Here is a 23,994-nt window from a genome sequence, read left to right as displayed (position 1 = left end):
TCCCTTCCTGGTCTCTTCTAAGTAGTGTGTATCCTTCTTTGTCGAAAAATACATTTTTATGACCCAACATATAATAATATCTTAGCATGAATCAAAAGTAAAAAAAAATAACCAGCATAAATAATTTATGCTGGCAAAAGTGCATTTTTCTTAAATAATTCACGGAATTGACCACCGGACAATACTTCCTCCTTCATGAGGATGTCCAGTGACTTATCAAAAATGTTAGCATGCTCATGCAGCAGCTCTTTTGTACGGGCAAACAGCTCATTCAAAATGTAGTTATTCTCTCGCATCAATTCTTCTTGGGATACCATGTCGAGGTTAACAATCCCGAGCGAAGTCAGTCCAGAGCTGATCATGGTTTTGACAATATCAAGCGATTGTTCAAAATCATTTCTGGAGCCGGTACTGCGCCCTCCATAATAGATCTCTTCCGCAGCTGCACCACCAAGTGCAATCATAATCTGAGCTTCAAGAAATTCCTTAGTATATAAATACTGCTCTTCCTGCGGATTATGTCGAACATAACCCAGAGCCTGCCCTCGCGGACTGAGTGCTACCTGGCCCACGCTGTTCGGTCGAACCGTTTCTGCTGCAATCGCATGTCCCAGTTCATGAATGGCAACCCGCTTCTTCTCATCTTCATTTGACTCACGATCTGTCTTCTCACCCATCATAACCTTATCAATTGCCATGGATAAGTTTCTCTGCGTAATAAACTCTAGACTATCCCGCATCGCATATATTGCGGCCTCGTTCATTAAGCTCTCGAGCTGGGCGCCGGAGAAACCGTATGATTCCTCTGCAATTTTGTCAAGGCTTACATCCTCGGCAAGCGGTTTATTTTTGGCATGAAGCTCCAGAATATGCTTACGCCCTTTCTTGTCCGGCAGCTCCACTTGGATATGCCGGTCAAAACGACCCGGACGAAGAAGCGCACTGTCGAGCATTTCCTTACGGTTTGTCGCCGCGATGATCAGAATCCTTGGTGCATCTGAATTGTATATACCGTCCATCTCTGTAAGAAGCTGGTTCAGTGTCTGGTCATACTCGCGCTGCTGACCGCCTTCTCTTTTGCCGCCGATGACATCGATCTCATCAATAAAAATAATCGCATTTTCTTTATTTTCCTTGGCAGCTCGTGTTCTGGCATCTTTGAATAATTCACGGATACGTCCTGCCCCAACACCGACATACATTTCAACAAATTCACTGCCGGCAGCAGCTATAAATACGGAATTCGTGTAATGTGCAGCCGCCTTCGCCATTAATGTCTTCCCTGTACCCGGAGGGCCTGTCAGCAAAATACCCTTCAGTGGGCGAATGCCAAACTTCTGAATTTCATCGTGCCTTACCAAAAAATCCAGCGCTTCACGAAGCTCCTGCTTGGCGCTGTCCTGTCCTCCAATTTCCTCGAAGGTGAGCTTGGAAGGTCCCGCCTTTTTGCGCTTCTTCTCACTGCTAGCACCTACGGCTAGTCCACCGCGTGTCTGCATCAGGAAGACTACACCGCCTGCGAGCAGGGCAATGAGCAGTACTGGAATGATATTAACTCCTATAAAGACTAGAAACAGAAGTACGACCGGAACAACCCCGATTAAAATCTCCTTTAACCAATTAGGCATTAGGCCACACTCCCATCGTAGCCGGCTGTCTCGGCAGAATAATATACTTGCTTGCTTCTCCATCTGACAAGCTTACATATACGTTCTCATTATCAATATCGTAGTCAACCTGAATGCTGCCTTCACTCATTTCCTTCAGCTTCTCAGGAATTTGCGTATACTGTCTAGTCTCCATTGCTTCGGCGACGGTAAATAAAGCACTGGACCAGAAATCATCAAGCGTTTCCGTCGAATGATCCTTAACCTCCAGCTTCATCGTTCTCCCGTTCAGAAGTTCCTTGCCATCTGTGCGGATATAATCAACAAGACCTCTTATATTGGTATTCGGTTCGAGATCGAGATTCAAAGTAACCTGATTCTGTTTAATATCTAATTGAACATCATTTACGCCGTCATACTCGGCAACCAACTTTTCAATTGGCTTCTCAAGAGCCACCTGACGGTACACAAACCATCCTCCAAACAGCAGCGTAGCCGTAACCATAACTGTAATTGCTATCCGAATAGGACGTAATTTCAAGTGACAACCTCCTCATCTATTTTGCCCACTCTATTACAATCAAAATGGGTATAGATATAGCATACCATATACAGCCGTCCAAATCTAAACTATGAATTATTTTTCAAAGTTTCCAATCCAAATAACCCCGAAATGGCCAAAGACGACCACTTCAGGGTATATTTTATGTGCTTTATTCTGTGACCGGCAGTTGAAATCCGTCATCTAGTTCAGTTCCATCACTAAAACGATAAAAACGATAGTAGTAACGATTATTCTCTTTATAAAACAACTGCCAGACGTATGTCTCATCATAAACTGCGGGCTGAAGTCTGACGATTTCGATACCAGGCAGCTGGGAGCTGATCTTGGACCGCATTTCTTCCTCAGATGTTCCTTCTTCGATCTTCTCACTGTGTACACTATTTTCATCTATCACTGGCTTCTTGTCCATACCGTACCGTACCCACACCATAATGGGTTCATTGTCAGCATTTATACCTTCGATTGTCCAATAAATGGCATCCTCAGACCAAACCGATTTTTGTGTCTTGGTTACCGTAACCAGATCTTCTTTTTCCTTGGCAATGGCTATTGCAGCTTCCTCTTCTACCCATGTATCCTTCATTACATATTCATAAAATAGATAAATGCCTAACAGCACGAGTAAGAAAGCCACAATGCTGATGAGTATCCACTTTCTTTTTTTTCTCAAGGCTGAGCTCCCTTCTTGCCCCTATCTCATTCAGCGGGACGTCAGTCCTTCGAAAGCAGCTTGTGCTTCGTGTTTAATCCGTTCTTCATCCATCGTGAGCATCTCACCGTTCTTAACTAACTGCTTGCCATCCACCCAGACATGCTGAACATCCTTGCTGCTCGCAGAATAGATTACATGTGATATCAAATCGGTATAAGGCAGGAAATGGGCCTGATCCAGATCAATTGCAATAAAGTCGGCTTTTTTGCCTGTTGCCAGCACTCCCGTATCCTTGACGTAGATGGACTGTGCACCATATTCTGTTCCCATACGAAGCGCTTCTGTAGCAGGCACTGCCGTCGGATCGCCGCTGACTCCTTTGTGTATTAATGCAGCTAGGCGCATCTCCTCAAACATATCCAGATTATTATTGCTTGCCGCACCGTCTGTAGCAAGGGAGACGACCACCCCGGCTTTCAACAGCTCAGGTACTCTCGCAACGCCGCTTGCCAGCTTCAGATTGCTTCCAGGATTATGGGCAACCGCCACATTGTACTTGGCAAGCACCTCTATTTCTTCATCCGTTAAATGTACGGCATGAGCCACGAGAGAAGGTCTGGAGAAGAAGCCGAGTTTCTCTAGATGAGCTACGGGACGCAGCCCATACTCTCTTACATTCTGTTCTACTTCAGCGGCCGTTTCGGACATGTGAGTATGGAGGGGTAAGTCCAGCGCATGCGCCGCTTCTACGAACTTCTCAATAAACTGTGGTCCGCATGTATATGGCGAATGCGGTGACAGCATCGTCGTGATGCGTCCGTCAGCCTGATTATGCCATTCCCGGGCAAAGGTCGTTGCTTCCTTCAGCTTGAATTCGCGCAGCTCATCTGAACCGAAACCGATTGCTCCCCGCATGAGACTTGCGCGAATGCCAGACTCCTCTACCACTTTTGCCACCTGATTCATCTGATCATACATATCTAGGAAGGCTGTAGTGCCCCCTTTGAGCATTTCCAGCACAGATAGCGATGTTCCCCAGTACACATCCTCAGCTGTAAACTTTTCCTCCATCGGCCACATTTTTTCTTGAAGCCAGACTTGAAGAGCAAGATCGTCTCCATAACCTCGGAGAAGGGACATGGCCGCATGACCATGCGTGTTAATAAGGCCAGGAATAAACAGCTGATGCTTGCCATCGTGAACCGGGAGCCCTTCTGCTCCTTCGGGCAAATCTTCACCTATATAAGAAATGCGGTCACCATCAATCAGCATATAGCCGCTGACAATTCGCCATTCAGGATCGCTTACCGCAAATTTACCATTCTTGATGAGCCACTTATGACTTGACATCCTCTTCCTCCTCTTTTCCTGCTTCATTCTCCAGATAATAAGCCAGACTAAGCAGATCCGTAGTGAAATCCGCTGTATGAATCCGGATATGAGCAGGCGCCTTAATAATAATCGGGGCAAAATTAAGGATGGCTTCGACTCCCGCCTCAACCAGGTAATCCGCCACACGCTGTGCTTCCGAATCCGGAACCGTTATAATGCCGATTCTAATGTTCAGATCATTGACTGTCTTGACCAGCTCTTCCATCGGTTGAACAGTTAGCGTATTTATCTTGGTGCCAATCTTTGAGGGCTGAGAATCAAACACGGCGACAATCTTCATATTGTCTTTTACGTATCGGTTATAGTTCGACAAGGCATGTCCGAGGTTACCGGCACCAACAAGTGCTACATTGATCTGTTGATCCAGCTTCAATATTTGTCTGATCTTATCAATGAGATAAGCCACATCATAGCCGATGCCCTTGCGTCCAAAATCCCCGAAATAAGCAAGGTCCTTACGGATTTGCGCCGGATTTAAATCAAGTCTGAGACCAAGCTCCTGTGACGATACCGTGGTTACTTCTCTTTTATACAGCTCTTGTAAATAACGCAGATATACGGGCAGTCTTCTTACGACAGCCTCTGAAATTTTCTCCGACTTCAATTATAATTCCCCCTCACACCTGCAAGCAGTTTCCGTGCTTTCTATTACTTCTCTTCATATGTCACATGTTCCTCTAACCACTCGCTTATACGCGGAACCATCTTGTCCGTTGTCATATGTTCCATTTTAGGACCTGGCAGGGAATATAAAAAATACTTGCCATAATATGATTCAATCACTCTTGTATCATACACGATAACGATGCCTCGATCCTTTGCGGTCCGCACCAGTCTTCCAAAACCTTGCTTAAACCTTATAACCGCCTGTGGTACCGAGAGCTTCATAAATGGATTCTTCTTCTCCTGCTGGAGCAGCTCACTCTTTGCTTCCACGACCGGATGATTAGGCGGCTGGAAAGGCAAACGCACAATGGCCAGACAGGATAAGGCTTCACCAGGAATATCGACACCTTCCCAGAAGCTGCTCGTTCCAAGCAGCACAGAAGCTTTGGCCTCCTGGAATCTTCTCGTCAGCTTTGTCCTGCTCCCACTGTCCACTCCTTGTCCAAATACGGAAATATCACTTGAAGCAAGGGCTTCCTTCAGCGGCTCATGTACTTGTCTCAGCATCTTGTAAGAGGTAAACAGGACGAGCATTCTGCCCTTAGTAGCCTGTGCAGCCTCTGACAAAGACTTGACGAGCATACTGACAAAGTGATCATCACCTACACTACCCTTCACACTCGGGAAATCACGTGGAACCACAAGAAGTGCTTGTTCCCGGTAATTAAAAGGAGAAGGCAGCTGTGAAGTAAGTAATCTCTGCTGCTCCTGCGCCTCGGTTAGTCCAAGCTGATCTATCATAAACTGGAACGATTTATCTACCGATAAAGTAGCAGAGGTTAGAATAACGCTTCGTTTCTTGTCAAAGAACATTTCCTTCAGCTGAGGACTTACATCTACTGGTACTGCATACAGCTGAAGCGACTTACTCTTGAATTGTCCGCTAGCCTCAAGCCAGTATACGGTGCCTGCATCATCTAGGCGCATGAAATGTCTTAATTGGTCTTTGAATCCAGCCAGATCCTTAACAAGCCCGGTAACGTCGGTTATTAGGCTGTCCGCCGTATAATCATCGAGTTCTTCTCTTACTTCACCAAGGACCTTATCTGCCTTCCGAACCAAATCAGAAACGGTCACATAGAACTGATTCTCAACCGCTGCGAGCCTATCCCACTTCTTGGGTTTGCTCTGCGGCTTCAGTCTTAATGTGAACTGTCCTGCTTCGCCAGGGGCAGCATCACTTCGTTCTGGCAGTAAGCTAAACAGCATCTCACTGAGCTGATCCCAGGTTTCCTTCGCTTCAAGAGCTGATGGAAACAGCTGATCAATTGCAGAGGTCCACTCGACCATCTGCTCATGGCTGGACTGCGCTATTTTTTGACGCAGAGCAGGGAATTGACCGTTCCGACTATCCTTGAACAATCGGGTAAGGGCATGAACCACCGTGAAATATTTCATATGCATTCCAAGATGCTTACCGGCGACCTCCTCGAATTGATGGGCCTCATCTATAACGAGATGCTCATAGGCGGGGAGCAATTGATGACTCGCCTTGACGTCCGTGAACAGCTTGGAGTGATTGGTAATGACCACATCAGCAATTCCTGCCTCATGTCTTGCACGATGGTAGAAGCATTTCTTAAACCAAGGGCAGCTTCGCCCCAGGCAGGAATCGGAATCGCTTTGGACAGTCTCCCAAAAATCACCGCCGCGATGACTCAGATTGAGCTCCTCATCATCTCCGGTTTCTGTTTGCGTGAGCCATACAAGCATCTGCGCAGCAGTAAATACGTCTTCCTTCGGAGTTACAAATTCCTTGTTGTTCAGCTTCTGTTCAAATTTGCGCAGACACAGGTAATGCCCTCTGCCTTTAAAGACAGCTGCTTTGAACGGAAAAGGAACCACCTCCGTAAGAAGCGGGATATCCCGCTCACGAAGCTGCTCCTGAAGATTGATCGTATGTGTGCTAACTGTTACCTTCGTCTCCTGCCTGACGCTATGATAAATTGAAGGCAGCAAATAACCGAGTGACTTACCGGTGCCTGTCCCGGCTTCAATCAGTAAATGCTTATCCTCGTCCATCGCTTTCGTCACTTCTGTGAACATCAAATTCTGGGATTCGCGTTCCTCATAATGAGGCAGCGTCTGTTTCAGACGGAGCTGAACCTCATCCATATATTCTTGAAAGGTCAATTTTTCTAATGGATTGGGTTCATGCTCATTCCTAGGCGGAGCAATCTGTGACCAATCGTCAATCTTGAGAGCGAGCTGTCTATAGTAAGTCTGATTGTCCAGATCGTGAATAGGCTCCATTTCTTTCTCTGCAAGAATCCCATCAAAAAACCAGCCCAGATCACTATCCTCTGCAGCAAACAGATCAGTAAGCCGCTGTAATGTGATCAAAGGCAGGCTCTTTAGCTCCTCAAGACTCTTTAAGAAAATATGCGCTGTAGCAAGAGCATCACTATCCGCCTGATGAGGACGGTCATGAGTAAATCCGAATTCGCTTGCTACATATCCCAGCTGATATGAGGATAAAGAGGGAAAGCAAATTTTCAGTAAATCCATGGTGTCCAAAATCCGGCCTGTAAATGGCAGGTAACCACATCGGTCAAGCGCATTCTGTAAAAAATGAAAATCAAAGCTTACATTATGTCCTACAAGTACCACATCATCCAGCAATGGAACGAGCTCCATCATCGTTTCTTCAAGCACAGGAGCATCCTTTACGTCCTCGTCTGTAATTCCCGTCAAACCCGTAATAAAAGGTGGAATGGAAGCGCCGGGATTTACATAAGAGCTGAACGTTTCTTTAATAGTAAAATCATGATCTATGATGGCAAGTCCAACTTGGATGATTTCACCAAGTGACTGAGTACCTGTTGTTTCAAAATCAAGCACAGCAAATTTCATGATGAGTAAACGTTCCCTTCTACAGTCTCTTTAGTAGCATAGCAAAAAAAAAGACTTTTGAACATGAAACAGACAAAAAGGCGATGTCTTATCAGGACATCGCCTTTTGCGATTGCGCTGTTTCAGCAGGTACTTAGGAGAGGGCAAGCAGCTGTGTTCCATACTGCAGCACAGCATTTTTGGAGCGGCATGCTTCCAGATTGTAGAGCGGCTCAGGCAAGGAAGGATCATGTTCCAAAGCAAGTGCAAAACAGGATTGGGCCTGCTTGAGCTCCATTTGCTTCGCATGAACACAACCCAGGGCATTGTACGCCATGGCTTTCATTCTGGGCTGATCACAGGTTAGAAGTATCCGATTCAGCTCCTCAGATGCGGTATGCATCTGTTCCAGGTGAAGATAGCACATGGCCAGGTATAGCCTCGACAACAAGCTTTCCGGATATACTGCTACCACTTTGCCGAACTCCTCTGCAGCATGCTGGTACATGAGCAGTTTGAAATATCCAAGTCCTTTAACAAAGGCATGAAGTTTCAGCTCCGGAATGGAAGTAAAGGGATCTGTGCCTCGGAAAATTCCGCTTTCGCGAATTTTGGCCATTTTTTCTTCAAATGACATCCATTCATCGATAATGCCGTCGCTCATTTTCTTAAGCAGGTTCCATCGCTGTAGCATTTCCTGTTTCTTCTCGACTGGTGCGGCAGTGTAGTAATTGGCAATCTCATCAAGCGATTGATTCATTTCCGCAAATAGATGTTGAAACATGGCATGCATCCCACCCTTAGCAAAATGGATTAGTGCAGTAACCTAATCACATTTTTTGCGCTTTGGGCACTTTTCATTCTTCATTCCATGGATTACAAGATTGTCGCGTGAACTTCCTCACGCATCGTTTGAACCGGCTTATTCTGTCCATCTACGAATACAACAGTCGGTTTGTGCTGAACTGCTTCCTCACTCGACATCATCGCATAAGAAATAATAATAACCGTATCTCCAGGCTGAACCAGCCGTGCGGCAGCACCGTTAAGACAAATCGTACCTGTACCGCGTGGTCCAGGGATGACATAAGTCTCCAATCTTGCCCCATTGTTATTATTCACAATTTGCACCTTTTCATTTTCCAAAATATCTGCAGCATCCATCAAATTGCGATCAATGGTTATACTACCCACATAATTCAAGTTTGCTTCCGTCACCGTTGCACGGTGAATTTTAGATTTCATTAATGTTCTAAACACGGGAGAGCACCTCCGTTTTTTGGAGCCGATGGTTATCGATCAGCCTTGTCTTTCCAAATTTAACAGCCAGAGCAATAATAACATCTTCCGGCTCAGTAATCCGCACACGGTCTTCAATCGGCTCAAGTGCTGGAAACGTTAGAATATCCACATAATCAATAACAGCCGTTTCTGACGTGTTGATCTCATCTATAATAAGCTTGCGAATTTGACCCACAGTAGCATCTTCCTGCTCCTCGGTCTTCATTTGGGCTAGCTTAAGTGAGCGGGATAATGCAAGAGCTTCCTTACGTTCCTTCGAGCTCAGATACACGTTACGTGAACTGAGTGCAAGCCCATCCGCTTCGCGGACAATCGGGCAAGGCACAATATTTATCGGCATATTGAGATCTGATACCATCTGCGACAACACGGCCACTTGCTGAGCATCCTTCATTCCAAAATAAGCGTTGTTCGGCTGTACAATGTTGAACAGCTTCGCTACCACGGTGGTCACACCATCGAAGTGACCTGGGCGTGATGCACCGCATAGGCGGTCTGTAATATCAGCTACTCTGATCTTGGTCTTCGTGGGATGAGGATACATGACTTCTACTGTCGGAATAAACACGATGTCTATTCCTTCTTTGTCTGCAACTCCCAGATCCCGCTGCTCATCGCGCGGATACGTTTCAAAGTCTTCGTTCGGGCCGAACTGAATAGGATTCACGAAGATGCTAAGAACAACAATATCATTATTCTTTCGAGCTTCGCGCATCAAGCTCGCATGTCCATCATGCAGGAATCCCATCGTTGGAACGAGCCCGACAGCCGGTTCTTTCCCACGAATGTTCTTTTTCATGGAGGCTATTTGTGCTCGCAGCTCTTCAATATTTCGAACTGTTATCATGATCTATTCTCCACCTTTGCTTGGCTGCTTCCGTATAAGGAGTCGACTACACCGTCTTCAGCAGTGAACACATGCTCCTCAGCAGGAAAAGATTTATTTTTAACATCCTGTACATAATTCCCGATGCTATCACGAATAATGGTTCCTACATCTGCATAAGTCTTCACAAATCTTTTAGGCATATATGGAGATGCATATTGCAGAACATCGTGGAAGACGAGCACCTGACCATCTGTACCACGCCCTGCGCCAATTCCTATGGTTGGAATTGACAGGTCGTTAGATATTGCCTCGGCAACTGCCTCGGTAACCAGCTCCAGAACGATGGCAAATGCTCCGGCCTCTTCAAGTGCCTTCGCATCTTCAAGCAGTCGTTTGGCATCTGCAGCATCCTTCCCTTGTACCCTGAAACCGCCGATTTGGTTTACTGATTGCGGGGTAAGACCAATATGTCCAAGCACGGGTACGCCAGCCTTCACGACGGCTCTCACGGTGTCTGCTATTTCGGCTCCGCCTTCAAGCTTCACTGCATGGGCATGGCCTTCCTGCATAATACGTCGAACGGCTTTTAGGCTCTCATCTATTCCGCCGTGATACGTCATAAACGGCATATCCGTTACGATAAATGTATTCTGTGCACCTCTTGCAACGGCACGGGAATGATATACCATATCATCAATCGTAACCGGGATGGTGGAATTATATCCGAGTACAGCATTTCCAAGAGAATCCCCTACCAGGATCATGTCTACGCCAGCTTCTTCAGCCAGCACAGCAGAAGGATAATCGTATGCTGTGAGCATCGTAATCGGATCTTTATTTTCTTTCATTTTTTTCATTTTAACAATGTTAAGCGGTTTTTTGGTTGCTGCCATACAAGTGGCTCCCTTCTGTTCTGAAATACCGTAAGTATTGATGCCATGTCTAAATCTGTGATCCTACGGATGCTCTTCAGCCAATTTAACGGAGATGGCGCCTAATAAGACTAACGAATAACCAGACGCACAAAAAAACCTTTTAGTATCAAACTAAAAAGGTCCCATAAGTCAAAAAAGAGTCACTTGCGATCGTCCCTTCTGTCTCGGTCCTCTTCGGCTCAGAGCAGAATCCAACAACTTGGCATAAGATTCAATTGTACAAAGCTTAGGTAATCTGACTGACGAGTGCAGTTTGATACAGAATCAATACCGCCTCATCAAGAAAGTATACCAAAAATAAAGGAATTGTCTATGCCTCGAATGAATTTCATAATACCTTAAGATTCCAAGCAGCAGACTTAACAGCATACTACTGCTTTATAATCTCAATCTCACCGGAATAAACTACCCTCTCCTCGCCACTTGGCGCGGCAATAACCAGTCCTCCGCTCGGATCAAGTCGTTTGGCGACACCTTGTATCGTCTCCGTCAATGTCTCCGTCCGTACGGCTTGACCAATAGATACGGAATGCTCCTCCCATTCCACTTGGATAGGTGTGAATCCTTCACTTGTATAACGATCGTAGAGAAGCTCCATTTCGTTCAGAATTTCGGCTATCAATAACGCACGATCTATAGTATGTCCTGTCTCCAGCTTGAGCGAGGTGGCAATCTCAGTTAATTCTTCCGGGTAATCTTCTGTGGAGAGATTGACATCAATCCCAATTCCAGCAATACAGTATTTTACTTTGTTATCCTCGGTGGCCGATTCTAGAAGAATTCCGCACACCTTCTTCCCCTGAATCAAAATATCGTTTGGCCATTTGATTGCTGCTTCCGCTCCTGTAACGCTGCGAATTGCCTTGCAGACAGCAACTCCCGTCAGAAGTGTAAGCTGAGGCATGTATCTGATAGGAAGCTCCGGCCGAAGCACCAGACTCATCCAAATCCCTTTGCCTGAGGGAGAGAACCATTTTCTGCCGAGTCTTCCTCTTCCGGATGTCTGTTGTTCAGCAATGAATAGTGTTCCTTCAACGGCACCGCTCTCGGCCTGGGTCATGGCGTCCACTTGTGTAGAAGAGGTCGTCTCCATTATATAAATCTTATTACCCAATATTTTGGTATTTAAATTCGCCTGAATATCTGTCTCTTTATAAAAGTCCGGAATAAACGTCATTCGATATCCCTTCCGAGATACCGCCTCGAATTCATAGCCCATGTCTCTTAATTGGTTGATTTGTTTCCAGACAGCCGTCCTGCTGATTTTGAGTCTTCTGCTAATCTCCTCGCCCGAAATAAAGGTCTGGGATGAATGCAGGAATAAATCAAGCAGCAATTTATTTTTCATCCGATATCACCTTCTTTGCCGCATCAAGCAAAATGTCATGTTTGTTAACTAGTTGTCCTGTTACTACCTGCCGCAGCAGCCAATTCATCGTTTCACCAAGCCAGGGTCCTCCCTTGCGCCCTGTGACACGGAGCAGATCAGAACCTGACAGCTCAAGCTCCTTCAAGCTGTAGACCCCCATCTCATTCCTCCATTCCTCTGCGTGCTCCACCAATTCCTTCAGCAGAAGATATTCTTCCCCAGACATCTCATAGAATGACTGAGGCAACAGACGATGGATGACATGCCAGTCTTCACTTGCCGGAACACCGTGCTTTAGAAGCGATAGTTTCCATTCTTCTCTTAAATGTCTACTGCGAAGTCCTTGCTTGTGATCCTTCGTAATCTTTGAAAGATGGTTCATCACCTCTTCATGAAGTCCAAGAAATCTCGTCATTCTGTCCTTCACTTTTCCGGAATAGGTCCAGGCTCTAAGCTTATGATCCGCATCCGCAGAATTTGCGCCAAGCAGCAATAGCAGCAACCCTAATCGGTATTCCGTAGTTTGTGGCAGTTTATCTAACAGGCTGAGAACAGAACGGTCCAACCTGGATAAATCTACTGGAGCCTTAATATAATGGAGCAGCTCGCTATCCATAAGCAGACCGATTCCTCTTGCGGGATAAGGACCAGAGAGCAATTTGTCCATTTCATTCCGTACTCGTTCCATTGCGATGTGAGAAAGCTTGTCTCGCTCCGCTAGGAGCCCGTCCCAGGTTAAGGAGTCAATGTCAAAATTAAAAATGGATGCAAAACGAACGCCTCTTAACATCCGAAGGGCGTCTTCTCTAAATCGTTCTTCAGCAAGACCGACAGAGCGAACAATGCCCCGTGCGATGTCAGTTACACCATTAAAAGGATCAATGATATGGCCTGCATAATCACGAGCAATGGCGTTCATGGTAAAATCTCTGCGCTTTAGATCCTCTTCAACCTGGTCTACAAAGTGAACCTCAGATGGCCTGCGAAAATCTTCATAACCGCTCTCCGTACGAAAAGTCGTCACCTCAAAATGATAACCGTTCATTCGAACGGTTACTGTTCCATGCTGCAGCCCTGTCGGTATGGAACCCTCAAACAACGCCATCACCTCTTCAGGCTTAGCCGAAGTCGTTATATCCATATCCATTACGGGCCTCTTCATCATCTCATCTCGAACACAACCACCTACAAAAAAGGCTTGATGCCCATGATCACTAAGCCTTCTAAGCACTTCTTCGCCCTGAATAGCCATGGCAGGATCGACATGCTTCCAATTGTTCATTTCCGTTACCCCTTTATAAATCTCCCGATCAATGCTCGAGGCCAACCCCTACATTTTGCTGTGTAAGGACCCGGCGGTATATTTGCTCATACTCAGCTGTAATTTTATCGATATCAAAATGAGAGCTTGCTCTGTCAAGACAAGCCTGTTTGTAGCTCTTCATCATTTCTTCATTACGCAGCAGCATTAATGCATATTCTGCCATTTGCTTCGTATCTCCAATACCTGAAAGGAGCCCGGTGCTTCCATGCGTAACAAGCTCAGGTATCCCACCGGCTGTTGAGCCGATGGTAGGAATTCCACAAGCCATGGCTTCGAGTGCTACAAGGCCAAAGCTCTCTTTTTCTGACGGGAGCAGCAGCAGATCAGCCATGGAAATGACCTGAGCAACATCATCTTGTTTGCCTAACAAATGTACTCTGTCCGTCAGTCCCATCTCCTGAATTCTACACTGAATCTTGGGCAGATCAGGGCCTTCTCCGACCAAGATAAGCTTTGTCGGAAGTTCTCTATTTACCCGAGCAAAGATGTCAACGACATCCAGCGTACGCTTCACAGGACGGAAGTTGGAGATATGCATCAGCACCTTCTCTTCCTTGGAAGCGTACTCTGCTCGAAGTGAAGTGCTGTTGCGCGGATAATAAGTTTTGCTATCTATAAAATTGTAGGTCAAGTCAATTTTTTGTTTAATATCAAGGAGTTCATGCGTCTCACGGATAAGATCCTGCGATACAGCTGTCACCGCATCGCTCTTATTAATAGCGAGCTCAATCAAGTCCTTCAGCGACTCATCCTGGGCTAGCACGGTAATATCCGTGCCATGCAGCGTTGTCACTACCTTCAGATCATCAGGCAGCATTTGTTTAGCCAGGTATGCACAGACAGCATGGGGAACTGCATAGTGAACATGGAGCAAATCCAGCTGCTGTGTTTTGGCAACCTGTGCCATCTTGGTAGCTAATGATAAATCATAAGGTGGGTAACGAAAAACGTAATAGTCATTTACTTCCACTTCATGGTAAAAGATATTGCGATGGAATTTGCCCAGTCTGAAAGGTATGCTGTTCGCAATAAAATGAACTTGGTGCCCTTTTTCGGCGAGTCGCTTTCCAAGCTCTGTTGCTACAACTCCGGATCCGCCAAGTGACGGATAACAGGTAATCCCGATTTTTAGATGTTTGCCCGCTTGATTCAAAGGGAAGGGCCTCCTTTATGATAATGTATATAAACAATGCTGGTCATAATTTAATGTGTTAGTAATGAATTAGACTTCTATATCTGAACCTGGTTTATATTTATGTACAAGCTCGCGCCAACCAAAATCACCACGTTCCAAAGCCTTAACAAGTATTTCAGCCGTTGCTACATTTGTAGCCAGCGGTATTCCCTGCACATCACACAGTCTCAGAAGGGCGTTAATATCCGGTTCATGCGGCTGTGCCATTAGCGGATCACGAAGGAAGATAATTAAATCCATCTCGTTCTTCGCCACAAGCGCCCCGATCTGCTGATCGCCGCCCAAAGGTCCAGACATAAACCGATGAATCTTCAAATTAGTGCCTTCCATAATACGTTGACCGGTAGTTCCTGTAGAAAACAAGTTATTGCCTTCAAATGCTTTTTCATAAGCCGTTACAAAGTTAACCATTTCGTCTTTCTTACGATCATGAGCAATAAAAGCGATATTAAGCATATGCATGTTCTCTCCCTTTTGATATCTATATAATGACATATTTATACCTTTAAATGAAGCAACTAAGGGTATTCTAAAATTGATTCAGTTAGTCAATAAAATGATCAAAACCGTAAATCATCCCGGAAAAACCCATGACCTTCTGGATACCTATCTTAACGCCAGGCATGTATCCGGCCCGTTCATAAGAATCATGTCTAATCTTCAGAGTTTGTCCGAAATCGCCAAAAATCACTTCCTGCTGTGCAAATACCCCTGGCAGCCTGACACTATGAATCCGGAATCCGTTGTAATACCCGCCTCTTGATCCTTCAATCGTTTCCTCTTCCTTCGGGTTACCTTGGCGAAGCTCCTCTCGGTTCTGTGCAATCATCTCGGCCGTCTTAATCGCGGTTCCCGAAGGTGCATCCAGTTTCTGATCGCCATGATACTCAATGATTTCGAGATTAGGCATATATTTGGCAGCTTGTGCTGCGAATTTCATCATTAGAATAGCCCCAATTGAAAAGTTTGGTGCAATGAGCCCGCCAATTCCTTTATCTTGGCATTGCTTGTCCAAATCTTGAATTTGCTCTGGGGTAAATCCCGTTGTCCCCATTACGGGTCTTACACCGTATGAAATAGCGAGGGAGGTATGCTCATAAGCATATTGGGGTGTAGTAAAATCAACCATCACGTCTGCATTAGAGTCTCTCAGCGCATCCTCCAACTGATCTGTAACAAGTACGCCGCAGGGCTCTAGACCAACCAGCCTGCCTGCATCCTCGCCTGCTCTGGAACGATTGACTGCTGCCGCCAGTTCAAGTTCTTCATCCAGAAGAACAAGCTTGACGACTTCACGTCCCATACGCCCTCCCGCGCCTACAACTACAACCTTTAACTTCTCTGCCACTTAAGAAACACTCCTTATATTCTAGGTTGATGATTTATTCTTATTAGACTTCATTCGTTTGTGAAAATCCTGCAACAATTGTGTTAATTGATCATTCTGTGGTTCCAGCGATATGGCCTCTTTCAGTACAGCGATCGCTAGGATGTATTCATCCAGTTCGGCATAAGCAATGGATAGCCATACGTAAGCATCTGTGAAGAGCGGATCAAGCTCAATAGACTTCTTCAGCTGTGCGAGTACATCTTCTCTGACCTTAGACAAATTAGACGCAGATGCTTCGATGAGCAATCGTGCACCTGCAGTCAGCTTCTTCGCCTCAAGACTCCCTAGATGCATTATATACTCACCATGGTCTGGAGAAAGTTCTGCTGCTTTTTGAGCATGAAGTAAAGCTTGCTCCAGCTTCCCATTGCGTGCATAGGTAATGGAGCAGCGATAATGGATTTCAGCATTGTCGGGTTCCTTCTCAATCGCAGTCTCGAACCAATAGACCGCAAGCTCGTAATCACCATGCAAAATAGCTTTGTATGCTTCTTGGATATAAGGATAAGATTTCATGCTTGCTGTCCCTCCCGAATATCGGTTAGTACAGCATATGTAAGGATGGATTATTCGGTGTCCTTTTTGGTCCAGCGATTCGCATCCCTCGTATTAAATTTATGCATCACTTTGTTGTGAGCCTCCGTCAGATCAATGCCGAGTGAATTTGCAAAACAAAGGGTAATAAATAAAATATCCCCGAGTTCAAGCTCAATGGAGTTGTCAGCCTCCGTAGATTTCTTGGGCTTCTCTCCATATTCGTGATTGACCTCACGGGCGAGCTCGCCTACTTCCTCTGTCATTCTCGCAAGCATCGTCATCGGGCTGAAATACCCTTCCTCGAACTGTGAAATGTAACGGTCCACTTCCCGCTGGATTTCTGCAAGACTTTTCTCCATACAAGTTGTAGCTCCTTACCGATAAATTTGCTTTATTCCAATGTTAACGTATTGAGATAGTGAAAACAAATCATTTTTTTAATCTGAGGTTGAAACAGGCATACTATGTTAGTACACCATTCTGTACATGTTTAAAGCGTAAAAATTGCTCTCTTTAAATGAATGTAAAAGAACAATCATCTAGCGAGGTATATATGATTATGAAGAATAAATGGATTATCCAATTGAAAATCATCCTTCCGATTATGCTGGGAACCGCCATATTTGCTTTTGGACTACTGTACTTCATCATTCCAAATCAGCTTATGGAAGGCGGAGTAACCGGAATTACCGTTCTGCTAAATTATGCGTTTGACATCTCTCCCTCCTTGTCAACCTTGGTGATCAATATCCCGCTATTCATCCTGGGATGGAAGGTTCTTGGGGGAAGACAAATCCTCTATACCGGTATCGGAATTGCCCTGCTTACTTTCTTTCTTGGTCTATTCGAGAGACTGATTGAAGCAGGTTATATTGTACCCTTTAAGACAGAGCATGATTTCCTGCTCGCGGCATTGTATGCAGGCGTCACTATTGGAACAGGTCTAGGAATCGTTTTTCGCGCGGGAGGCACAACAGGCGGCTCAGATATCATTGCAAGAATCTTATCCCGCAGATCAGGGATCAGTATCGGAAAAGTGATGCTCGGTATTGATATTATCATTATTGGTTCTTCCCTTTTTTTCATTCCTCTGGATAAGATCTTATATACGCTGGTGTCTGTCTTCATCAGCTCTAAGGTTATTGATTTTATTCAAGAGGGAGCATACTCGCTTAAATCCTTTACCATTATAAGTGATCAGGCTGATCAAATTGCACAGACCATTACGGTTGAAATGGATAGAGGGGTCACATTGGTGCCTGCTGTCGGGGGTTATTCTAAACAAGCAAAGCATGTAGCCTATTGTGTTGTTGCGAGACAGGAGGTACGACAGCTGCAAGAAATCATCAAATCTGCAGATGCCAGAGCATTTGTTATTATCTCAGAGGTGCACGATGTATATGGCGAGGGTTTTAAAGAGGAATAGCCCGGATAACCGGGCCATTATTAGATGCTAAGTACAGGACAGACATAAGACGATGTACCGAAATCCCGCAACTATCGTCTTGTAAATGGAGTCGTTTCGGTGCCTTGAAATTTGCGATATCCTACATAAGCCAATACCGCCATAATTGTAGAACCTATAAACAGCTCGGCAGCCCAAGGCTCAGGACCACTCGCAAACGGAGTAAAGGCAGTTTCATCCTTTTCCTTGCCGAACAGGGCATTTACAAATTCATCGCCTTGCTGTAAGGCTTCAGCAACCGCTTCATAATTAGGCTCTGAACGCATGGTCAGTCCTTTTAAATAAGACATCCAGGAGTCAAACCGTTCAATTTCATAAGGCTGCTTCTTTATGATGGCCGCTGGACGAATGGTTTCGTAATGCTGCTCAAACTCTCCATATGTAACCATGAGTGAATCAGCTCGATGATTCAGTGCTCCTTCTTGAACAGCTGCGATATCCTCTTTCAATATTTTATAATATTGCAGCCACAGCGGCTTATCAGGATGAGCAAGACTATCCACAGCCAGCCTTAATTTAGCTGAAGCATGCTGCAGCGAATCAGCAGCTGCATCCGTACTGGCGGATGCCTCCTTGACTTCAACGATCGTTTCGGTCAGTGCGTGCATCCCCTCCACACTTGTCACCCCGTCATAGGACAATTGCCCAACCTGGGTTGTTATTAACTGCACATCCTCCCGAACTCCTACTAAATTGTTCTCGAGGGATTTCCGGTACAATGAAGTTGCTGTATCGTTCAGTTGCTTCATAAGCTCTAGATCAGATTGTGTCTCTTGAACACTTGCAGCAGACACGTTGGATACAATAGCACCACTGAACAGCGTACAGCAGAGCATAGCCGTAATCACACAGGAAGATCGTTTGATAAACGAAAACATGGACATCCCCTCCTACCTTATCGTATGAGGGGATGTGGAAGCCTAGTACTATATTCGTTTGGTTTGTTTAAGTGCGATGAAGCCAGTAAGGATGGAAGCAAGTGAGAGCGCTACTGTAAAATTTCGAACGCTGTTGATGTAGACGTCAACAGCATCCGGAAGACCAGGATATATGCCTTTCGTGTAATCCAACGTATCATTAAGTAACGTCCATACACCAGCAAAGATAAGACTGCCCAGTCTAAAGCCGAAAAATCGAGCATACAGCAGCACTTCAACAGCCATGGCAAGGTGAGAGGCAATCAGCATAAAATCCGACCAGATCATATCTACTCCGAGAGACCAGCCTGCTACAATCATTACAACTGCCCATATACCGTATTTAAATGAAGTGACAAAAGCCAAAGCTTGAATCACATGTCCTGTATTCTTTAACCAAGACGATGAAGCAGGATACAATAAGAACAGAAGGGATATGGTAAAAAACAGGCTGGCTGTAGGGCTGTCAGGAACAAATACAATCAGCCATACCGGATAATTGTCCAGTGTGGACTCTAGCTGCCCTCCATACCATATATAACCGTAAACCGTTCCTAGTAAGTTACACCCGAATAGTAACCAAAGAAAGCCTCGATGCATGAGAAAGGCCCGGCTCCATAACATAGAAATCGAAAACACCTGTATCCTCCTCTTACAGTTGCAAAGTAAAGTATAGTATGTACATTAATTCAATATTCCGAAAAAGCCTGACTGCGGCTGCAGTCAGGCTTTCAGCTATAACCTATATTTTACTGTTCCGCTTTCTGAAGTGCAAGCCACTCTGCCAAGGTGTTGATATCTTCGTCCGTGAGACCTTGGGCAATATTAGCATCATACTGTGGCTGCATTCCGCCTATGCCTTCTTTAATAATCGTGAGAATTTCTTCCTGGCTATGCTTGTCACCGATTCCAAGCAGCGCCGGACCACTCTGTCCTTTCAGATCTACCGCATGGCAGCTCACACAGGTTGCTTTCTTATATATTTCTGCACCCGCAGCATCAGGCTCGACAATCGCGATCTCCTCCTCCTGCTGTGATGGAGCAAATGAGGTAGATTCTCCAGCTGCATGCCTTTCTTCCGCTTCCTTCTCCCGCTGAATATGCTCCGGCTCCTGTCCAGAAGCTTCAAGCTCATGCTTGTAGTGTGTCCAGGCAACATTCGTCAAGTAGATAACCGACACAATCGATAACAGCATGAGTGAGGAGGCAATCGGTCTTCTATAGAAGCGGCGTTCCTTACCCGTGTCAAGAAAAGGGGCCAGAAGCAGCGCGCCGAACGCAACCCCGGAAACGCCGAGGGTACCAAGAACGACATAATCCCCTGAAGCATACGGATATTTCAAGTATTGGTATAAGAATAAGAAGTACCAGTCCGGCATCGGAATGACGTTAGCACTTGGATCAGCTGGATATCCGAGTGGAGCAGGCTCCGAAATGGTAAGTACTAAAAAACCAACCAGTACGACAACGCCTACCATCCATTCTTTAAGCAGAAAGTTAGGAATGAACGCTTCGGACTTTCCCGGATATGACGTATAGTCAGGTGGAGTAATAAAGCCCTCTCCCTTGCGAACCCGAGAATCACCAACATACACAACCTTCTCATCAGATTTCTTCCCGTGTGCCATAGGCCTACCTCCCTTCGATTATAGTGGTCCGGAAATTCCTTGTCTGCGAATCATAATGAAATGCCCTACAAGCAGTATGAGCAGAACAGCCGGTAGGAAGAATACATGCAAAGCAAAGAATCTAGTCAAGGTCTCCGCTCCGACAATGGACCCGCCTTGTAACAGTTCTTTGATTACCGGGCCAAGTACAGGTACCGTGTTCGCGATCTCAAGTGTAACCTTCGTTGCAAAATACGCTTTGTTATCCCATGGCAGAAGATATCCTGTTAATCCCAGTCCAAGCATGACGAAGAAAATCAGCATCCCGACGACCCAGTTCATTTCGCGAGGCGCTTTATATGAACCTGTAAAGAACACCCGCATGGTATGTAGAAACATCATAACTATAACTAGACTCGCTCCCCAGTGGTGCATGCCCCGTACAATTTGACCAAACGCAACCTGGGTTTGCAAAAACTCTACGCTCGCATAAGCGTTAATGATGTCTGGTACGTAATACATCGTGAGGAACATGCCGGATAGAATCTGTATTACCGTAATGAAAAACGTAAGTCCGCCGAAACAGTATACAAAAGCCGAGAAGTGATGGGCGGGATTAACGTGTTCAGGAACTTCATGGTCAGCAACGTCACGCCAAATCGGGGTAATGTCCAGACGTTCGTCGACCCAGTTGTAAATATTCTTAAACATCTACTCACGCCCTCCCTATTGGACTCTAGTATTTGGAACAATGGATCCGAGGTACACCCAGCCTTCCTCTTCCTTAACGGTGTATTCATCAAGCGGCGCTGAAGCAACCTCCAGCTGCTTGCCTTCCTTCGTATAATGCGCACCATGACATGGGCAGAAATATTCGTCTGGATATGTCGGGTTGTTATTGTATCGCACGGTACAACCCAGATGCTTACAGATCGGTGATAAAGCGTAGATAACTCCATCTTCCCCTCTCCTGATCCAGGCAACCAAGGACGAATTGCTTAGATACCAGCCATCTTGCTGCTTAAGCTCAAAGTTCACTTCCTGAGGCTCATCGGTGACCTTGCTCACTTCAATGACTTTCACAAAATCGCCTTCGTCGTCCTTCTGCAGTATCGGGTCTACAGCAAAACGGATCATCGGCAGAGCTGCACCCGCAGCCATATAAGCCGTCGCACCGCCCAAAGTGTAAGTTAGAAACTGTCTCCGTGACATCTCTTTACGACCGGGTGGTTTAGGCAGTTGGTGCTCTTTGTCTTTGTGATTGCTCATCCTCTTCCAACCCCCTTTTTCATCCAAATATTTCATTGTTCATTTAAAATATTCCACAAATTACTAGGACATACATAATCATATATTAGCCTCCATTGACCGTCAAGAATTTGTCACACATTTTAAATCAAAGAATGGAAGCGTTATATTGAAAATGTTGGTATTTTGTCACAATTAATTTAGATCTACTGTAATCCCCATAGTCGATACACCTCACGATGTATTTTCTGTGACAATTGATTGATTTTTTCTGATGCCTCCTCCTTACTCTTGCTCACTAAAATTTCACATTTGGGGAATGTAAATATCAAATCTGAAGCAGAAACCGAAGAAGGCTCTATCTCTTGTCCAGTGCTCATTATAATGACAAACCTAAAACCGCTGGACTTCAGCTGTATACATATATTATTCAAGGAATCCAAGCGGTCTCCCGCAGTATAATGAAATGCCGGATAAGTGACAACTCGTCCTTTGAATGGAATTTCTACAATATCAAGAAAATCTCTCAGATTTTCTAAAGCGACTACAGCTTCAAGAGGAGATTCCTGCCCCGTCAGGCCGGTATATGGGATAATACATGTATCCAAATAAGGCTTCCATTCCATCCATTCTTCTTGTCTGATCTCGCTGAATTTCAAGCATGTATTCCTCCTTCTAACTCTATATTTTTCTATATTATAATATTTGTCTTCCTCTGTTGGAAGAAGATTCAATTACATATAAACACAAAAAACCCTCTTATTTATATGGTGGAACTCCAGCCATAAATAAGTAGGGTAATTTTAGAATTTATGCAAAATTCTCAGTTGATTAATCTCAGTTCATCCGTCAGGTTACGAAAAGCCACTTCATCCCCCGATGCCAGTGCTTTATCAATTTCATCCAAGAGCTTTTCACTTCGATGTTTCTTTAATGCCTCGTCCCACACCATCTCAGCAGCCAGTCCTAACATGCCCTCGTAAGTAACTTTCATTTTATCCATAGGATGCACCTCCAACCAATTGTTTGTTTTATCAAATTCTTTTTCCGTTAATTAGGGAAGGATGATATAGGAGCTGGATATTTTGCTCCCCCAGGCCGTTATTTGTATAGCCTGCCCTTCTTGTTCGGAATCTCCGCATCGTATCATCCCCAAATGCATGAGCATCTGTAAAATACGATGCTTAAAAACGACTTCCTTGGAATCATAGTAGAATGGATGTACCAAATCCCCTATACTTTCCATTAGCGAGGATACTGTGACCCACCTCTCAGCACACCTGCCAATCCAATAAACGACGGATGCTACATTTGGTATAGCCCCTTTATACTGTCTTAACCAAAAGCGGAATAGCTGTATCATCTCTTCTTCTAGAGCTTTCTCCATCGAGGCGCTGCCCTCTGCAGTCAGTTCAACCAGTCCATTATGTTCAGATACATAACGATGATGGAACGCATAGTCGTACAAGAGAGCCAATCGGTCCGGGTATTCTTTATAAGTGCGGCCATATCCAAAGCGCCACCCTCCCTTTCCGAGCAGAGATTCCTGAATGTTCAGAAATTCCATCAGCTGTTGTTGAGTACGCTTGTACATAAATCCTTCCTGGTTCAAAGGAATCTCATATTGAGAGATGAACTTTAACATCTGTCTAAGATCCTGGGCCAGCAAGTGATGTTCATCTCGATAAGCAGAAGGTTCATTTATGATTACCATCATCTGTTTAAATCTTTCCTGCAATATGCGAAGAAATTTAACTTTTAAATCGTTCGGTACTTGATATAAATACCGGGTCTGATGAGTCGAGCCATTAAATAACCATCCGGATTTGGTAAAATAGACAATGATCTCTCTAAAGAAAGAGACGGGTTGTCCGCCTTTTGGATCAATAGCTTGTCTGGCTAACGCAGTCAGTTCTTCCATACTGAAGCTAGCTCTTGTGTCGAACAACAACGCATTCAATAAACAAAGATGACTAATCGGAAGCTTCTCCACCTGTTCTTCAACAAAAGATGTGCTGCCGAGCGTAATTAGAATGCTCTGAATCAATTCATGTTTTGAATTGGTCTTGCTTGAGCACTCATAATGGTTCGCAATGCGGTTCAGCTGACCGATATCGGCATATGTGAGAAGATCTGCTAAATTCATTGTTCCATCGCCTCGC

At 45.1% G+C, this 23,994-nt stretch carries 26 protein-coding genes; 1 reads left to right on the top strand and 25 read right to left on the bottom strand.

Annotation, left to right across the window (positions count from 1 at the left end; all coding sequences use genetic code 11):
• Window positions 1–125: 125 nt before the first annotated feature.
• The 17 genes from ACFQ3J_RS02900 to ACFQ3J_RS02820 form a co-directional block, all read right to left on the bottom strand.
• The gene (locus ACFQ3J_RS02900; protein WP_091157985.1) at window positions 126–1,628 is read right to left on the bottom strand and encodes an AAA family ATPase; all 1,503 of its coding nucleotides are present in this window, start codon (window positions 1,626–1,628) and stop codon (window positions 126–128) included.
• Complete coding sequence (locus ACFQ3J_RS02895; protein ID WP_091157986.1) at window positions 1,621–2,148, bottom strand: hypothetical protein; 528 nt, start codon at window positions 2,146–2,148, stop codon at window positions 1,621–1,623. The genes ACFQ3J_RS02900 and ACFQ3J_RS02895 overlap by 8 nt, the downstream gene beginning before the upstream one ends.
• 172 nt (window positions 2,149–2,320) lie before the next feature.
• Complete coding sequence (locus tag ACFQ3J_RS02890; RefSeq protein WP_091157988.1) at window positions 2,321–2,842, bottom strand: cell wall elongation regulator TseB-like domain-containing protein; 522 nt, start codon at window positions 2,840–2,842, stop codon at window positions 2,321–2,323.
• A gap of 30 nt (window positions 2,843–2,872) precedes the next feature.
• The gene (locus ACFQ3J_RS02885; protein WP_251581068.1) at window positions 2,873–4,174 is read right to left on the bottom strand and encodes an amidohydrolase; all 1,302 of its coding nucleotides are present in this window, start codon (window positions 4,172–4,174) and stop codon (window positions 2,873–2,875) included.
• Window positions 4,161–4,820 carry a redox-sensing transcriptional repressor Rex gene (locus tag ACFQ3J_RS02880; RefSeq protein WP_091157991.1) on the bottom strand — a complete coding sequence of 220 codons (660 nt, stop codon included), beginning with the start codon at window positions 4,818–4,820 and terminating at the stop codon, window positions 4,161–4,163. Before ACFQ3J_RS02880 ends, ACFQ3J_RS02885 begins: the two co-directional genes overlap by 14 nt.
• 44 nt (window positions 4,821–4,864) lie before the next feature.
• On the bottom strand, window positions 4,865–7,735 hold the full coding sequence (gene dinG / locus ACFQ3J_RS02875) for an ATP-dependent DNA helicase DinG (RefSeq protein WP_251581066.1): 2,871 nt from the start codon (window positions 7,733–7,735) through the stop codon (window positions 4,865–4,867).
• Between the two features lie 133 nt (window positions 7,736–7,868).
• Window positions 7,869–8,498: a hypothetical protein gene (locus tag ACFQ3J_RS02870; RefSeq protein ID WP_251581064.1), complete on the bottom strand. Its 630-nt coding sequence runs from the start codon at window positions 8,496–8,498 to the stop codon at window positions 7,869–7,871.
• Window positions 8,499–8,590: 92 nt separating this feature from the next.
• A complete protein-coding gene (gene panD, locus ACFQ3J_RS02865; RefSeq protein ID WP_091157996.1) occupies window positions 8,591–8,974 on the bottom strand; it encodes an aspartate 1-decarboxylase in 384 nt (127 codons plus the stop codon).
• Window positions 8,967–9,863 carry a pantoate--beta-alanine ligase gene (gene panC, locus ACFQ3J_RS02860; protein WP_091157998.1) on the bottom strand — a complete coding sequence of 299 codons (897 nt, stop codon included), beginning with the start codon at window positions 9,861–9,863 and terminating at the stop codon, window positions 8,967–8,969. The genes panD and panC overlap by 8 nt, the downstream gene beginning before the upstream one ends.
• Entirely contained in the window at window positions 9,860–10,738 is an 879-nt protein-coding gene (gene panB, locus ACFQ3J_RS02855) for a 3-methyl-2-oxobutanoate hydroxymethyltransferase (RefSeq protein ID WP_091157999.1), read from the bottom strand. The genes panC and panB overlap by 4 nt, the downstream gene beginning before the upstream one ends.
• A 412-nt stretch (window positions 10,739–11,150) precedes the next feature.
• Entirely contained in the window at window positions 11,151–12,128 is a 978-nt protein-coding gene (locus tag ACFQ3J_RS02850) for a biotin--[acetyl-CoA-carboxylase] ligase (protein ID WP_251581062.1), read from the bottom strand.
• Complete coding sequence (locus ACFQ3J_RS02845; RefSeq protein WP_251581060.1) at window positions 12,118–13,431, bottom strand: CCA tRNA nucleotidyltransferase; 1,314 nt, start codon at window positions 13,429–13,431, stop codon at window positions 12,118–12,120. Before ACFQ3J_RS02845 ends, ACFQ3J_RS02850 begins: the two co-directional genes overlap by 11 nt.
• A gap of 28 nt (window positions 13,432–13,459) precedes the next feature.
• Window positions 13,460–14,626, bottom strand: coding sequence for an N-acetyl-alpha-D-glucosaminyl L-malate synthase BshA (gene bshA / locus ACFQ3J_RS02840; protein ID WP_091158004.1), 1,167 nt, complete (start codon window positions 14,624–14,626; stop codon window positions 13,460–13,462).
• A 69-nt stretch (window positions 14,627–14,695) separates the two neighbouring features.
• Window positions 14,696–15,124 (bottom strand): methylglyoxal synthase, encoded by a 429-nt coding sequence (locus ACFQ3J_RS02835; protein ID WP_091158005.1) that lies wholly within the window; start codon window positions 15,122–15,124, stop codon window positions 14,696–14,698.
• Window positions 15,125–15,212: 88 nt separating this feature from the next.
• Complete coding sequence (dapB, locus tag ACFQ3J_RS02830; protein ID WP_091158008.1) at window positions 15,213–16,016, bottom strand: 4-hydroxy-tetrahydrodipicolinate reductase; 804 nt, start codon at window positions 16,014–16,016, stop codon at window positions 15,213–15,215.
• A 21-nt stretch (window positions 16,017–16,037) separates the two neighbouring features.
• Window positions 16,038–16,574, bottom strand: a complete 537-nt coding sequence (locus tag ACFQ3J_RS02825; RefSeq protein ID WP_251581059.1) for a tetratricopeptide repeat protein — start codon at window positions 16,572–16,574, stop codon at window positions 16,038–16,040.
• Window positions 16,575–16,624: 50 nt separating this feature from the next.
• Window positions 16,625–16,954 (bottom strand): nucleotide pyrophosphohydrolase, encoded by a 330-nt coding sequence (locus ACFQ3J_RS02820; protein ID WP_091158011.1) that lies wholly within the window; start codon window positions 16,952–16,954, stop codon window positions 16,625–16,627.
• Between the two features lie 200 nt (window positions 16,955–17,154).
• On the opposite strand from ACFQ3J_RS02820, the gene ACFQ3J_RS02815 reads away from it, so the two are divergent.
• Complete coding sequence (locus tag ACFQ3J_RS02815) at window positions 17,155–18,021, top strand: YitT family protein (protein ID WP_251581058.1); 867 nt, start codon at window positions 17,155–17,157, stop codon at window positions 18,019–18,021.
• A 71-nt stretch (window positions 18,022–18,092) separates the two neighbouring features.
• Here ACFQ3J_RS02815 and ACFQ3J_RS02810 read toward each other — a convergent pair whose 3' ends face one another.
• The 8 genes from ACFQ3J_RS02810 to ACFQ3J_RS02775 form a co-directional block, all read right to left on the bottom strand.
• On the bottom strand, window positions 18,093–18,938 hold the full coding sequence (locus ACFQ3J_RS02810; RefSeq protein WP_170862429.1) for a sporulation protein YpjB: 846 nt from the start codon (window positions 18,936–18,938) through the stop codon (window positions 18,093–18,095).
• 48 nt (window positions 18,939–18,986) lie between these two features.
• Window positions 18,987–19,601, bottom strand: a complete 615-nt coding sequence (locus tag ACFQ3J_RS02805) for a DUF1405 domain-containing protein (protein ID WP_251581661.1) — start codon at window positions 19,599–19,601, stop codon at window positions 18,987–18,989.
• A gap of 125 nt (window positions 19,602–19,726) precedes the next feature.
• Window positions 19,727–20,605 carry a menaquinol-cytochrome c reductase cytochrome b/c subunit gene (locus tag ACFQ3J_RS02800; RefSeq protein WP_251581057.1) on the bottom strand — a complete coding sequence of 293 codons (879 nt, stop codon included), beginning with the start codon at window positions 20,603–20,605 and terminating at the stop codon, window positions 19,727–19,729.
• An 18-nt stretch (window positions 20,606–20,623) separates the two neighbouring features.
• Window positions 20,624–21,295 (bottom strand): menaquinol-cytochrome c reductase cytochrome b subunit, encoded by a 672-nt coding sequence (gene qcrB, locus ACFQ3J_RS02795; protein WP_047911153.1) that lies wholly within the window; start codon window positions 21,293–21,295, stop codon window positions 20,624–20,626.
• A gap of 15 nt (window positions 21,296–21,310) precedes the next feature.
• On the bottom strand, window positions 21,311–21,853 hold the full coding sequence (locus ACFQ3J_RS02790; RefSeq protein WP_091158017.1) for a ubiquinol-cytochrome c reductase iron-sulfur subunit: 543 nt from the start codon (window positions 21,851–21,853) through the stop codon (window positions 21,311–21,313).
• 185 nt (window positions 21,854–22,038) lie between these two features.
• A complete protein-coding gene (locus ACFQ3J_RS02785) occupies window positions 22,039–22,491 on the bottom strand; it encodes a DUF2487 family protein (RefSeq protein WP_091158018.1) in 453 nt (150 codons plus the stop codon).
• A 164-nt stretch (window positions 22,492–22,655) separates the two neighbouring features.
• Window positions 22,656–22,835, bottom strand: a complete 180-nt coding sequence (locus tag ACFQ3J_RS02780; RefSeq protein WP_251581056.1) for an IDEAL domain-containing protein — start codon at window positions 22,833–22,835, stop codon at window positions 22,656–22,658.
• Window positions 22,836–22,886: 51 nt separating this feature from the next.
• The gene (locus ACFQ3J_RS02775) at window positions 22,887–23,978 is read right to left on the bottom strand and encodes a hypothetical protein (protein ID WP_251581055.1); all 1,092 of its coding nucleotides are present in this window, start codon (window positions 23,976–23,978) and stop codon (window positions 22,887–22,889) included.
• Window positions 23,979–23,994: the final 16 nt, after the last annotated feature.

It is taken from the genome of Paenibacillus provencensis (assembly GCF_042678545.1).
In the GTDB taxonomy this organism is placed as follows: domain Bacteria; phylum Bacillota; class Bacilli; order Paenibacillales; family Paenibacillaceae; genus Paenibacillus; species Paenibacillus provencensis.
This window is presented reverse-complemented; position numbering and strand designations above follow the sequence as displayed.